At 54.9% G+C, this 14,041-nt stretch carries 9 protein-coding genes; 2 read left to right on the top strand and 7 right to left on the bottom strand.

What is annotated here, in order from left to right; translation table 11 throughout:
- Positions 1-21: 21 nt before the first annotated feature.
- The 7 genes from BUA93_RS10900 to BUA93_RS10870 form a co-directional block, all read right to left on the bottom strand.
- Complete coding sequence (locus tag BUA93_RS10900) at positions 22-2,373, bottom strand: transglycosylase SLT domain-containing protein (protein ID WP_072979305.1); 2,352 nt, start codon at positions 2,371-2,373, stop codon at positions 22-24.
- 127 nt (positions 2,374-2,500) lie between these two features.
- On the bottom strand, positions 2,501-4,321 hold the full coding sequence (ptsP, locus tag BUA93_RS10895) for a phosphoenolpyruvate--protein phosphotransferase (RefSeq protein WP_072979303.1): 1,821 nt from the start codon (positions 4,319-4,321) through the stop codon (positions 2,501-2,503).
- Complete coding sequence (locus tag BUA93_RS10890) at positions 4,293-4,565, bottom strand: HPr family phosphocarrier protein (RefSeq protein WP_072979301.1); 273 nt, start codon at positions 4,563-4,565, stop codon at positions 4,293-4,295. Before BUA93_RS10890 ends, ptsP begins: the two co-directional genes overlap by 29 nt.
- 7 nt (positions 4,566-4,572) lie before the next feature.
- Positions 4,573-5,493, bottom strand: coding sequence for an MlaD family protein (locus tag BUA93_RS10885; RefSeq protein WP_072979299.1), 921 nt, complete (start codon positions 5,491-5,493; stop codon positions 4,573-4,575).
- Between the two features lie 102 nt (positions 5,494-5,595).
- Positions 5,596-6,255, bottom strand: coding sequence for a TrmH family RNA methyltransferase (locus tag BUA93_RS10880; RefSeq protein WP_072979297.1), 660 nt, complete (start codon positions 6,253-6,255; stop codon positions 5,596-5,598).
- Positions 6,252-7,313 carry a hypothetical protein gene (locus BUA93_RS10875; protein WP_139257996.1) on the bottom strand — a complete coding sequence of 354 codons (1,062 nt, stop codon included), beginning with the start codon at positions 7,311-7,313 and terminating at the stop codon, positions 6,252-6,254. The genes BUA93_RS10880 and BUA93_RS10875 overlap by 4 nt, the downstream gene beginning before the upstream one ends.
- Entirely contained in the window at positions 7,313-8,881 is a 1,569-nt protein-coding gene (locus BUA93_RS10870; protein ID WP_254793945.1) for a M16 family metallopeptidase, read from the bottom strand. Before BUA93_RS10870 ends, BUA93_RS10875 begins: the two co-directional genes overlap by 1 nt.
- Positions 8,882-9,000: 119 nt before the next feature.
- Between BUA93_RS10870 and BUA93_RS10865 the strand changes: the two genes are divergently transcribed.
- A complete protein-coding gene (locus BUA93_RS10865; RefSeq protein ID WP_072979291.1) occupies positions 9,001-9,897 on the top strand; it encodes a glutamate--tRNA ligase family protein in 897 nt (298 codons plus the stop codon).
- A gap of 44 nt (positions 9,898-9,941) precedes the next feature.
- A complete protein-coding gene (locus BUA93_RS10860; RefSeq protein WP_072979289.1) occupies positions 9,942-14,030 on the top strand; it encodes a DUF3320 domain-containing protein in 4,089 nt (1,362 codons plus the stop codon).
- The last annotated feature ends 11 nt before the right edge of the window (positions 14,031-14,041 follow it).

Genomic DNA, 14,041 nt, shown 5'->3' with positions numbered 1-14,041 from the left:
TTCTAAGTTCTAAGCTCTAAGCTACAGTCCTTCGTAGATTTCCTGGTATATCCAATAATTTCCCATGACGCGTTTCACGTAGTCGCGGGTTTCCCAGTAGCTGATTTCTTCGGCGCGGACATCCCAGTGTTTGCCCTCACCGGCGGCCTGCCAGCGTTTGGTGGGCTTGGGGCCAGCGTTGTAGTTGCCGAGGACGTACATATAGTCGTCGTTGTATTCGGCCTTCAAGTCCACCAAGTAACGAATTCCCAGGCGAATGTTCATGTAGGCATTAAAGAGCTGGCGCGGTTCGAAGTTTTCGAGGCCTTCCTTGCCGGCGAGCATCTTGCCGGTCGCGGGCATAATCTGCAGTAGCCCGCAAGCACCTGCCGGCGACATGATTTCGAAGTTGAAAATCGATTCCTGGCGCATCACGCTGTACACGAAGAACGGGTCGATGCGTTCGCCCGAATGGAACTTGACCTGTTCCTTGTACGGAATCGGGTACAGGTAATGCAGCACGTCGATGGGCGGCGCCATCAGGCGGCGTCGATCGATGTTGTTCTGGAACTGGCGAGCGAGGCGGTAACCCGCTGCAGTCTCGCCCATTTCATAGAAAAGCTTGCCGTACTCGTACAAGAAATCCAGGCGTTTCGCATTTTTCTTGCGGGCCTCGTCGTAAAGCGCAAAGGCCTGTTCGCTAAAGCCGTACTGGAACAGGGTACGGATTCTGTTGTAACGTTCCGCATTGTAGCTCGTGTCGGGTTTTCCGACCTTCTGCGAGGCACGCACCCAAGCAAGAGTCTGTTCAGGCGCCATCAGCACGCCGTGCGCATACGGGACATCCTTCTCGGCCATCAATCCGTATTCCACCAACTTCAGGCGGCTGCGGTGCGCATAGTAGGCCAGCGGAAAATCGCGGATACAGTCGAGGAAGGCTTCGCGGGCAAGGGAATCCTTGCCGAGCTTCATATAGGCATCGCCCAGGAACATACGGGCGCCGCTTCCGCTCCACAGGAACGGTTCCTTGCTCGCATCGATAAAGGCCGCCACGGCTTCGTTCCACTTTTCCTGCTTAAAGTACACAAAACCGATACGGAACTTCGCCCATTGTCTCTTTATGTTGTTCTTAAAGCGCTTATGGGAAAGCGTCTTGTAACAGACGATCGCGCTATCGTAATTTTCCTTCTGTTCGTATTCAAAACCCTTCACCCAGAGGTTGTTCGCATTTTCCTTGCTGAACTGGCTCGCATCCTGCAACGCGGCATCCATCGCTCGGATTTCCTTTTCGTAGCGTCCGGCATTATTCCTGTAAAGGCGCAAGATGGACTGCATCCACAGCGGCCGCGCTTCCACGGAATCCAGCAGGAACCTGAACTGCTTGATCGATTCCTCTTCGCGTTTCAAGGTACGCAGTGTCACGGCGCGTTTTTCCCACAAGTTGATACGGGTCGCCATATCCAGGGAACTGGGCGGCAGATTTTTCTGCAACGAATCTTCAGGAGGCGGGAGGGCCGCTTCCGGCGAAAGCGTAATCAGCAGGGAATCCAGAATCCGAATCGAATCCAACAGCGTCAGGCATTCGTTTGCATTATCCTTCGCACATGCCATCTTGGCATACGCCACCTTTTCTTCCAGAGTCTCGGGGGCGCCGCGCACCTTGCGGAGCCTGCGAATCGCCATGAACGCAGAATCCTTATACACCGAGGAACTCGTCAAGAGCTTCAGGTAAACGCGCTTGGCATCCTTCAGTTGCTTGAACTGTTCCAGGTACTGCGCGTAACGGTAACGGAGAGCCGCCGCATCGTCGGATTTCGGGTACTTTTCCACGAACGCCTTCAGCGAGTCTGCATGGGCATGGTCACTCAAGGTCGAATCCGCCATTGCCGCCTCGATTCTCAGGCGGGAGGCCGCCCTGTCAAACGAGGCGTCCTTCTCGTAATTCTTATAGGCCGCCAAAGCGGAACGCATCATCTTGTAATCGCCCAGCTTGAACTTCGCCGTTGCCATGCGGAGAATGACCGCACCGTCCAACAGCGTATCGCGACCTCGCAATACATCGTATGCCGCATAGGAACTGTCCCACTGTTCCTTGTAAAAGAACTGGGCCGCACGGGCGAAGTCGCGCACGTTCTTCGGCTGCGACTCATCCTCGCTTATCGCTTTCAGGCGCTGCTGACGCACCACCATGTCCTGGAAATGCGCCGGTGCAATCTGCTCCAGTTCCGCATACGGATCGACGGGCGCCAGGGGCATCGTCGCAATCAGGCTATCCGTCGTCTGCGACGGGAGCGGTCCCTGCGGCGCTACGGCATTTTCCTTAGGAGCCGCAGGGGCAACAGGCGCGACCTTCGACGAATCCGCCAGGGCGAGCACACTTAAAAAAACAACCAAACAAAAAATCCTACACATATTTTCTCCTAAAGTCTTTTCCGGCGACACGCGACTCCGACAGCCACGATATACGAACGGAGTTCCGATTCAATCGAAATGTTTATCAAAGGAAGCAGGCACGGCAGCATCATTTTTTGCTACTGTCCACCTGGCCCACAAAGCTCGATATTCCCAGGTCGCGAATCGTCTGGGCATACTTGCCGTGCATATAGCTGTTCACGCTTTCGGCGTCATCCATCTGCAAAACCGTAAGGGCCGAATCGCGCACATCCTCGAAGTTGATGGAACGGATAATCTTCTTGGTCGACATCACGCTCCAGGGCGTCATCGAAAGTTCATCGACTCCGAGTCCCACCAAGAGCAGCACGCTCATCGGGTCCGCACTCATTTCGCCGCAAACCGCCACGGGAATTCCCTCGCGGTGTGCCGCCTGGACCGTCTGGTAAATCATGCTGAGCACTGCCGGATGGTGCGGCTGGAACATGTCCGTAATCAATTCGTTCGTCCGGTCCACGGCCAAGGTAAACTGAACCAGGTCGTTCGTTCCGATGCTGAAGAAATCCACCTCTTTCGCTAGTTTGTCCACAATCATCACCGCGGCAGGGACTTCGATCATCACGCCCATCTTCACCTTGGCGACCTTGTGGCCTTCGGCTTCGAGTTCCTTGCGGCTTTTCTCGATGCAGGCGCGGGCACGGCGGAGTTCCGTCATCCCCGAAATCATCGGCAACAACAAGCGCAGGTTACCCTTGGTATTCGCAAGCAGCAACGCCTTCAGCTGGGTGCAGAAAATATCTTCGCGGTCGAGACACACGCGAATCGAGCGCCACCCCATAAACGGGTTCGACTCGTTCACCGCCGTAATGCCATTCACCAACTTGTCGCCACCGGCATCCAATGTACGGATCGTCACGGGGCACGGGTACATCGTCTCGAGGATATAGCGGTAGGCATCGCGCTGTTCGTCCTGAGTCGGCGCATCCTTGCGCAGGAACAAAAATTCAGAACGGTAAAGGCCGATACCCGTCGCACCGAAATCCGTCACCTTTTCTGATTCAGACGGAAGTTCGATATTGGCGTGCAAGGTGATATACTTGCCATCGCGCGTCATCGGTTCCAGCTGGCGCATCGTGAACAGTTCACGACGCTGCCGTTCAAAGACTTCCTGACGGGCGTGGAAATCATTGACGTCATCCTGGTTCGGATTGATGACGACCTGTCCGCTCGAACCGTCGACAATGACCGTATCGCCGGATTTCACCAGGGCGGCAAAATTACGGAGACCCGACACCAGGGGTATCTGGAGCGAACGCGCGAGAATCGCCACATGGCTTGTACGGCCACCGGTATCCATCGCAAGCGCCGCCACCTGGCCGGGCTTGATCGACATCAAAAGGCTCGGCAGCAACTCATGGCCCACAAGGATAATGCCGTCTTCGCGAGCTTCATCCTCCAACACAGGTCCGGAGTCTTCCATCGCCGCCATCAAGCGGTTGTACACGTCCCTCAGGTCCGCCGCCTTGTCGCGCATCGCCGGGGAATCGACCTTTTCGAACTGGTCGATATAGGAACCCAGCACCACGTGAACCGCCCAACGAGCGTTCTTGTGTTCCTTGCGGACCTTATCAAGGATTCCGTTAATCAACACGGGATCCTGCAAAATCATCAAGTGAGTCGCGAAGATGAGGCTATCCTTCATCCCGGTGCGACTTTCGGAAATTTCCTTGATCTGCGAAACTTCCTTGACCGTCTTGTGGATCGCCTTCAAGAAAAGCTGTTCCTCGTCGGCAAGACGGCTTTCCGGCAATGTTTCTTCCACCACCGAGATATTCCGGTTGATTACCGGAAAAACGCGTCCCATGGCAAAGCCCGGAGACGCAGGCACGCCCGTCATCACGATACGGGCGGGAGCCTTCTTGCTAGCAGGGTTCTTCGTTGAAGTGGTCATTGAACAGACTTTCCAGCTGAGAAGCCACGCTTTCTTCATCTTCGCCGTCTATCTCGAACTTGACTTCGGAGCCAGCGGGAATGGCGAGCATCATCACATTCAAGATGCTCTTTGCATTTGCCTTGGAGCCTTCGAACACAATCGAGATGTCGCTTTTCGCCTGACCGGTAATATCGACGATCATTCCGGCCGGCCTAGCGTGAATTCCCAACTTGTTTGTCACCACCAGTGTTTTCTCTATCATTTTTTCCTCAGAACAAATCCACATTGATATCGAGACCGTCGTGCAGGATAACGCGTACCAAACTATCCGCCGAGTGCACCGTCTTCACCAAATCGTCATGCAAGGTCCTGTCGTTCAGCAAGATGCCGACCGTATTGTCCTTGGATTCAATCTTCGTCTGAACCTTGACGATCAGTTCATCCAAATGGTTCGTCACGCCTTCGAGTTCGCCGATCAGCTTGTCGGCATCGCTCATCACCTTGTCGGTATTGGCAAACATATTGTCGATGGGCGGTTTCACCCCGTCTAAAAGGGCGTCGACCTTCGCCACCACCTGGTTCAGCCCCAGCAGGCTCTTCTTGAGCTGCGGATCCGTCGTATTCAGCATGGTAATGGCACGGTCTTCCAGGGTTTCCGCCTTCACGAGCAGGGTCTTGAACCTTTCCTGGAATTCAGGATTCACAATCGTCTGGTTAAGCGCAAGTTTCACCGATTCCAAAAGCACCTTGGTACTGTCGCAAAGTTCGCCCGCAAGGCCAATCGCCTCGGCAATACCCGCATCGAACTGGCCCGTAATGGTATCGCCCGGTGCAAAGTACTCCATCTGGTCGCCCAGGATAATGCCAATCTGGCGTTCACCCATGATGCCGATGTTCTGCACGCGGATTTCAGAATCCTTCGGAATTTTCACGTCGGTACGCAGGCGGATGGTCACCACCACGCGGTGTCCCGAAAGTTCGATGGCCTCGACCTTTCCGAGTTTCACGCCGTTCACCTTGACGGGGTCATCCAAAACGAGAGTACTCACCTGGGTAAAACGGAGATGGAAGGTATTGTACGTTTCCCGTGGATCCTTCTCGTTCAAAAAGAAAATTCCGAAAACAAGAATGATAAGGGCCAGTATGACCACTAGGCCGACTGAAAAATAAAGAGCCGTATACTTTTTCATTTGTGAAGCAATCTAGCATTTTTGTATACAGCGCAGAAAAAAAGCCCTCTAAAAAGGGGGCTTTGAGGCTGAAATCGCATTTTTACGAACGGGACAGACGGATTATTCTTCCACCCGCGTAATGGGGCTGTTGTTCTCGATGCCGTTCACATGGCGATCGAGCCAATCCCACAGCAAGGCGTCGCGCTCGTCCTTCTTGAGCAGGAATTTCTCGCGGCCTTCCTTCTGCATGAACACATCGAGGTAGGTCATCAGCACGCCACCGGCCACCGACACGTTCATCGATTCGGTAATGCCGTACTGCGGAAGCTTGAACTCGTAATCGGCATGGGCGAGCGTATCGGGATGGTTCCCGTGGAATTCGCTTCCCAGGTAAAAGGCCATAGGCTGGCTCAAGTCCAAGTCCAGAACGGAGTTGGTCGTATTGGTGCTTGCCACGGCAATCTTGTAGCCCTTCGCACGCAGCTTTTCCATGCAGAGCATACGCTTCTTGTAAAGGTACAGGCTCATCCACTTGTAGGACCCCTTCAGAATGGACTTGTTCACGCTGTAGGCATTGTCCTCTTCGATAATGTGGACATCCTGAAGGCCAAAAACTTCGGCGGTTCGAATCACGGCAGAAATGTTGTGCGGATCGAACAGGTCTTCCAGCACCATGCAAAAATGCCTTGTGCGACGATCCACCACAGATGTCAAAAGTTCGCGGCGGCGTTCCGTTACGCGCGCCAACAGGGATTCCATCGATTCTCTTTCTTCGCTCATTTCTTGTCCTTGATTATTTGATTGTCGTCTACCATGATGGGCACAGCCTGCATATCCTGCTTGCGCTTTTCCTTGCGGGCCTTCTGCAAACGTTCAAAGTCGCCCAGTTCCCAATGGGCGCCGTTGACCACCTCTTCAAAATCCAGCACGTACTGTACATTCTCGGAAGATTTCAGGGCTGCACTCTTCAGCATGGGTTCCTTGTTGCCGCTAAAGTACATCTTGGAAGCCTTCTTGATATCATCGACAATATGGTCGATTTTGCTGTTCACGACACTCCGGAACACCTTCATCTGCATAATGGAATTCAGCACCGAATTCGCCGGAAACACGATAGCAGTTAATTTGTACTTAATCTTGTTTCCCGGAAGGGGATCCATGTCCAGATACGCGATTGCCGTTCCGTGCAACTGCCACTTGAGCACATGCGCATGGCCGTAACCAAAGAACAGGTTGCGCATCCCGAGCCGTTTTCCGGCGCTATCCTGCAGGGCCCAGTAGAATTCCCCGGAAAGGCTGCGACCGTTGCTTCCGTTAAAGAAACGCCTGTTCGGATGCGTATACTCAAGCGTGTAATTTTCATCCAGGTAGGCGTTGATCAGTTGCGCCGTAAAGGGCATATTGTCAAACAGGTACCTGAAGACATCCTCGTTGAGCGGAAGCGTTCCCTCGTTTACATAGACCGCACGGTAGCGCCGTCCGAGCCTCGCAAAGACTTCCGCCGCCATCGGGACCTTGGGATTAGGCAAGTAGCCGCGTTTTTCCACTTCCTTGTAAACGCCGCAGAATTCTTTGTCGTACTTGTGGTGCGGCCAGGGTTTCTTGTCTTCCTCGAAACAGCCTTCGTAGTCAATGTCCATGCAGATCTTGAGCCCCGAGCAGAGCGAACGCAAGTCGTCGTCGTTGCCCAGTTTTTTCCGGAGGTTGTCATGGACCCACATCTTGGCAAGCGAATCCGCCGGCACCGTCCGCGCAGCATTGTCCGCAGCTAGCGACACCACAACGCCCATAAGCATCGCAACAGAGGCTAGCATCACCTGTCGAACAAAGCGAAACATCAATCCCTGAACTCCAGGCTATCAAGCGGCACTACCGTAAACGGCTTCACGGCATCCAGTTTCGCCACGGGCGCCACAATCGAGACCGTCATCTTGTCCATGTCAAAGTATTTCTTGGTCATCGCCTTCACCTGGTCCGCCGTCACGGCATTGATTTCCTTGACATAGTCCAGATAATGGTCGAAGGTTTTCCCGACAAGTTCGCCTCTCGCAAAAATCGTCGCGGTCGCTTCGGGGCTATCGAACAGGCTAGGGAGACTTTCGATCAGCGACTTTTTCGCCTGCGAAAGTTCTTCTTCGGTGGGGCCTTTTTCGGCAAATTCCTGCACTACCTCGCGAATCAGCTTCAGAGCGAAATCCACCGATTCCACCTTGGTCTGCAAGGCAATCGTCACCATAGCCGTATCGCGGTAGTCGTTACCGACCGAACTGTACACGCTATAGGCAAGGCCTTCGTCGCTGCGGACACGGTTCATCAGGCGGCTTGTAAAACTTCCGCCACCCAAGATGAAACTCGCCACCGCCGCCGGGTAGTAATCTTCGTGCGGCCTCTTTACGAAAGGTTGGTTCATCGAGATATTCGCCTGCGTTATATCCTTGTCCACCACGTAAATGCCGGGCTTGCGCAAGAACGAAAGCGGCTGCGGTTCTGCCACCGTGGGTTTCGCCGCCTTCTTCTTTGCCGAAGAGTCCGCCGCACCGACCGCAATTTTCCAGCCTTCGAAGAATTCCTTGAGTTTCGTGACAGCGGAATCCCGGTCCACATCGCCCGAAAGCGCAAACACGATCCGGTTCGAGGAATAGACTCCCTGGGACAAGCGTTTCACGTCGGCAACGGAAACCTTCTTGTACTCCTCCGCGTTGGCATCCCACAACCTCGGATTCGGGGCATAGTTCACCTTGGAACGGAGCGCCGAAAGCACCTTCGCCGGAGTATCGTAACGGCGGTCATAAGCAGTCAGGAAATTCGCCCGCAAAATCTCAAGCTGTTCCTTGTCAAAGGCGGGGGCCGTGAGCACCTGTTTCGCCAAGGCAAGCATATTGTCAAAATCCTTCGAAAGGCAGTCAATGTCAAAAGTCGAGGTAAAGGTCCCGACCGACGAACCGATTCCCGCACTGATAAATTCCAGGGAATCATCGAGGGCACGAGCCGAAATACCGCCACCGCCGCCGCGACGCAGCATGCTTCCCACCATGGAACTTGCCGCCTCGTCCTTCAAGACCATCGGCACGCGCGGCTGTTCAAAGAAAACCGCAAAATTCACCAGGGGCAGGCTGCGGTCACTCACGATGTAACCGGCAATCCCCGGCGCAATTTCCACGCGGTAATCCTTCGGATAAGGCGCAACATACTTGTATTCCGGAAACTGGATATCCTTGTAGCTCTCAGGAACAGCGGACACTTCACCTTGCGGCAGCGAAGCCGCCGCAACCTGTTCTACAACAGGAGCAGGTACCGTATCTGCCGGCACAGCAGAAGCAACGGGTTCCGTCTGCGGCTCCGGCGCACCGGAACAGGCAACCAACGTAAGTGCGGACACAGCCGTCGAAAGAAATATTTTAAACATAAAACTCATCCTTGAATAAGATAGTAAATTACCAGGTAGAGCTTCGTAGAACATATCTAAGTTCTAAGTTCTAAACTCTAAGCTCTAAACACTAAACTCCAAATTCTATATTTTCGCGTATGCCAGGCACAATCCGTTTTGCACCGAGCCCTACGGGCTACCTCCACGAAGGGCATCTGCTTTCTGCCCTTTACGTGTGGGCGGCGGCAAAAAAATGGGACCTGAAAGTTCACTTGCGCATCGAGGACCACGACCAGGGTCGTGCCCGAAAGGAATACATCGACAGCATCTACGAAGACCTCGCCTGGCTTGGATTCAAGTACGACAGCGAAAGCATCCAGAGCACACGATTCAATTTCTACCAGCGCATCCTCGAAAAACTGGACGCTCTTGGACTTGTTTACCCCTGCACCTGCAGCCGCAAGCAGCTCCTTGCCGAAAACCCACGAAGCGAAACCGGCGAAGTCATCTATCAGGGAAAATGCAGACCCATTCAGTCAAACAGAGAAACTCCGCACAGCCTCCGCATCGTCATTCCAGACAAAGTAATTGACTGGCACGACGAGCGCCTCGGCGACTTCCACGAAAACCCCAAATTGCAATGCGGCGATTTCCCGATCCGTGACCGCGACGGTTACTGGACCTACCAATTCGCGGTCTGCATCGACGACCTCACGCAGGGTATATCGCACATCGTCCGCGGCGAAGACATCCTCAATTCCACCGCTCGCCAGATCGCTCTTTCGCAGATGATTGCAGATGCCTGTACAGGCGACGCCTCGCTCCAGGTTCCCGCCTATACGCGCCCCCTGTACCTGCACCACCCCCTTATCGTCGACGGCAGCGGCAAAAAGCTTTCCAAGCGCGAACATGCCCATAGCCTTCGCCAAGACAAGGAAGCCGGAATCACCCCGGAAGCCCTTTTCGGAAGGGTCCTTTTCAAGGCAAAGCTCCAGGAAAGCGACCTCCCCACCCCCCTGGAAGACGCACTTGGACAAATCATCCGTACTTTATAGCGACCATCTCGGTTTTCCCCGCAAAAAATAAGTATATTCAGGGTATGTCATCGCCATCCGCTATTGTTGCAAAAATAAGGCAAGAAGCGGCCCTCTTCGATACCAAGGACCGTCTCCTCAATTTCGCCACCAAGAACGACTTCCAATCCCCACTCGTCATGGAAGCCGGCGACCTTTTCTTTGAAAAATGGCTTCAGGCCAAGGGTCCCCTTCCGCTAGAATCGTTCTTCCAGGTTTCTGCCAACTTTACAGCTCAGCAAAAGATAACCGCCATTGACGCGATGACGGCGGTTCTCCGCAACAAGCTCGAAGACTTCGGCGAAACAGACCTTTACCTGGTCCTCGGATTCCTGAAGTGGGACGGCAACGCGCTCGCCCCGAGCCTGCTCATTCCCCTGGATGCCGACCCCGTCCAAAAGACGCTTACCATTTCAAAGCGTACCCCCATCGAGAACGTCATCCTCCGCGAACGACTCAAGGATTCCGTGACGCTCCCCACCACCGAGGACGCGGTCATCAACGGCAAGTTCAGCCTGCTCCTCTATTTTTCGCTTTTCGAAAAGGCGATCGCAAGCAACCGCAACTGGAAATTTACGCGCCACGGTCTCTGTCTCAGTTTCTTCAACACGGACCAGTTGCTTCTCAAGAAGCGAATGGCCCAAGGATTCCAGGACAAGACGGTCAACGCCAATCCGGCGCTCGCCTCCCTTTTCAGCGAAGACGGCTTCCAGACGCAGGAATCCCTTTTCGAGGAACAGAATTTTGACAAGGTATTCTCGCCCGCGGATCACCACTTCCTTTACACCACGGATTCGCATACCGACAAGGTCATTGTCGACGCCCTGAACGACGAGGCGAAAGCCTATGCCATACAGGCGCTCCCCGGTACCGACAAGATGAAGGTCGCCGCGAACATCGTGGCCGATTCCGTCGCCAAGGGACAAAAGGTTCTCGTGGTTCACCGTCGCGCCGTTTCCGGCCGTGCCTTCAAGGAAGCCTGGAAACCCGCTTTCCGCAGTTTTCCGCAAGCCGACCGAAGCGCCCTGGAACAGGACGTCCGCAAGATGCGCGCGGAATTCCAGGAATACTACGACACGGTCAACAATCCGATTGCGCCGGCAAATGTTCCGCTGGCAAGCCTCCTCGAAGAATTCATCGCCATCAAGCCGTCCAAGCGCAAGTATCCCGCTTCGGTCCTGCAAGGAATTTCTTCGCTGAGCTACCAGGAATACCTAGACCTCAAGAACGATCTCAACCTTCTGAACGAGCTCTATTTCGAAAAGAAAGGAATCGAAGCGCGCAGGGCATTCCAGGGAGTAAAGCTCCCCGGTCTCAACGCCGAACTGCAACAGACCTTGTCGCAGGAACTGGGCCGTGCCGCAAGCCGCGCCTCGAGCCTCGACGGACTCATCAAGATCATGGAGGCCACCGGGCTATTCCCCACGGGCATTTTCCTTTCGAGCCTCGCCGACACGCTGGAAATCATCCGCGACCACTTCAACAAGGACACTCCCGAGTTCGAAGATTGGCAACTGCGAAGCTACAACTGGACCGCCTACAGAGACACGCTCACGGCGCTTCCCGAAGCGGGCGACCAATGGGTACGCTACCGCAGACAGACCTCCGAAATTTATACGGACACAGCCGTCGACGAAAACATCCAGTCGGCGCGCGACGACTTTGCCGAAAGCCAGAAGGCCACCCTCAAGGGGCTTTCCGACCGTTACCGTTCTTCTCGGCGCAAGCTCCTCTCGGTGCTCCGCAATCCGAAGGATGTCGAATCCGACGCCAACCTACTCGACCTGATAGACACCCTGCTTGAACTGCAAGCCAACAAGCGAGCGTACAAGGAAAGCGCAGTCCTCGGCAACCATCTGCTCGGCAAGGACTGGCACTACGAACGGTCCAACTGGGTCGAACTCAACAGCAAGATCCAGTTTATCTACGAATTCCGCGACAAACACAAGAACGACCCCAAGCTCGACCTGCTCCTGCAGATTCTGGAACAATGGCACCTGTTCAAGGATATGCTCCCGCAATTCGACGAGCTGTACCGTTCGGTCCTCGAACTACAGCAGTCCATCAAGCAAATCAACAAGGCGATGGAACTGGACACTCCGCTCGAAAGCCTGAGCATCGAAAAATGGCTCGGCAGGATCAAATCGTGGAGCGAAAACTGGGACCACCTTGACATCCACGTGCAGCTGACCGCCTTGTTCAAGAAAATGGAAAGCTACCCGTGCAAGGGTTTGGTACAATTCATTTCCGACCCCGAAAATGCGGACAAGGAACTCATCAACGTCGTGTCTTCCTGCTGGAGCAGGGAACAGATTCAGAATGTCACCAAGACCTGCCCGAACCTGTTTACGCAACCGCCCAAGGAACGTTCCAAGAAAGGCAAGGCGTACCGCGAACTTCTGGACAAATTCAGCAACGCAAACTTCAGCGAATTGCACCAGGCCGTCGAAAAGAATCCCGACGCCCTGACGCACCTTTCGCTGAGCGACACCTTCCGCATTTCCGGGAAGACCTCTTTTGACATCGCTCTCATCCTGGATGCCGACAGCATCTCGATCGCCGAAGCGATCCCGACCATTCTTGCTGCAGGCAAGACCATCCTTGTCGGCGACCCGCACAATCCGGCGCTGGAGTTCCAGCCGCTTGACGCCTTCCAAGACCAGCCGTTCCCGCACTCGCCCTTCTTCCAGGAAAGCATCCTGACAGCGGCACTCCGGCAGGGCATCCCGACCCGCGAGCTCTGGTTCTCTTCGCTGTACGGCGATGCCGCACTCGTCGCATTCGCCAACAGCCATATCTACAACCACGGCATCAAGCAGTTCCCGACGCCTAGCAGCGAACCGTTCAAGGGAATCCGACTCAAGGTCGTCGAAGACAAGGTGAACGCCATTGCGCAGGCCGCCCTGCAGCACGCCGAGCGCCACCCCGAAAAGACTCTCGGGATCATCGCATTCCACCAGTCCACCTGTCGCGAAATCGAAGACGCCATTCGCGCCCAGCTCCTGACTGGCACCCCCATTGCGGCATTTTTCACGCGCCCGAACCCGGACATCAGTTTCTTCGTAAAGACGCCGGACCGCGCCGTCGACCGTTTCAGGGACGTCGTCCTCGTTTGTGGTGAACCGGAAATTGCAAGCAACAACAAGGTCGCCATCTGCTCGACCCTCGCTAAAAAGGAACTGCAAGTTTTCGTATCGGAAACAGACTCCGCAAAAGGCAACGACCAGAAGCACACCCTTTTCCGCGAATGGATCAGCCACTTGCAGAACAAGGAATACAACGCAGACGACACGGCAACATCTGCCACATCGCCGCTCCGCGAACAGGTACTCAAGGCACTCGCCAGCGAGAACATCCAGGCGAAAGAAAGCTTCTCCCGCGGAGGAATCCCCGTCGGTCCCGTCATTATCGACGCGAACAATCCGAACCGCTACCTGGCACTCATCGAGGACGACTGCACCGCGGAACGTTTCCGCGACTCGGTCGAAGACCGCGACTACATCCGTCCGCAGATTTTAAAACAGCTCGGCTGGAAGGTCATGAACCTCTGGCTCCCCTTCTGGTTCATGGCGCAGAAGGACGAAGTCGGCCACCTCGTGGCGACCATCGCCATCGAACAGAGCGTCGCCCCGCCGCCGTCCGCTTCGACCGAAGAAGACGACGAATCGGAAGTCTTTGCCAACAGCGCCCCGACAACGGTCCCGTACCAGGTGCAGCATCCGAAAATCGAGGGTACCGCCCACGACAAGCCGATTGCGGAACTCCCTGCCGCGGCACTCATCACGCAACTCAAATTCTACGTGGACTCTGAGGCTCCCATCCACCAGGACGTCCTGATACTGCGCATCCTGGAACTCCACCATGTGGACCGCATGGGGCCAATCCTCCAGAAGGCTCTCACCGAAGCCATCAACCAGGGGTTGCAGAAAAAACGCTTCATCAAGACCGGTCCGTTCTTCTACTCGCTCAAACCCAAGGAACTTGCCCCGCGCAACCGCGCCGGACGCCCCGACTTCGAAAGGAAACTCGCCTACGTCGCACCGGAAGAACGCGCCCTCATGCCGCAAAGCATGGACGAGCACGCCCTCAAAGAAGCAATGGGACTGCTAGAGTAAGTCACCCTCGC

This window comes from Fibrobacter sp. UWH4 (assembly GCF_900142475.1).
Taxonomy (GTDB): Bacteria; Fibrobacterota; Fibrobacteria; order Fibrobacterales; family Fibrobacteraceae; genus Fibrobacter.
Note: the sequence above shows the minus strand (reverse complement) of the source record. Positions and strands in the feature narration are given on the sequence as shown.

What these genes read in the sequence shown, in the direction of transcription:
- BUA93_RS10885 (WP_072979299.1), bottom strand. Translation starts at nt 5,493, where the DNA reads ATGAAAAAGTATACGGCTCTTTATTTTTCAGTCGGCCTAGTGGTCATA.
- BUA93_RS10870 (WP_254793945.1), bottom strand. Translation starts at nt 8,881, where the DNA reads ATGTTTAAAATATTTCTTTCGACGGCTGTGTCCGCACTTACGTTGGTT.
- BUA93_RS10890 (WP_072979301.1), bottom strand. Translation starts at nt 4,565, where the DNA reads ATGATAGAGAAAACACTGGTGGTGACAAACAAGTTGGGAATTCACGCT.
- BUA93_RS10875 (WP_139257996.1), bottom strand. Translation starts at nt 7,313, where the DNA reads ATGTTTCGCTTTGTTCGACAGGTGATGCTAGCCTCTGTTGCGATGCTT.
- ptsP (WP_072979303.1), bottom strand. Translation starts at nt 4,321, where the DNA reads ATGACCACTTCAACGAAGAACCCTGCTAGCAAGAAGGCTCCCGCCCGT.
- BUA93_RS10880 (WP_072979297.1), bottom strand. Translation starts at nt 6,255, where the DNA reads ATGAGCGAAGAAAGAGAATCGATGGAATCCCTGTTGGCGCGCGTAACG.
- BUA93_RS10860 (WP_072979289.1), top strand. Translation starts at nt 9,942, where the DNA reads ATGTCATCGCCATCCGCTATTGTTGCAAAAATAAGGCAAGAAGCGGCC.
- BUA93_RS10865 (WP_072979291.1), top strand. Translation starts at nt 9,001, where the DNA reads ATGCCAGGCACAATCCGTTTTGCACCGAGCCCTACGGGCTACCTCCAC.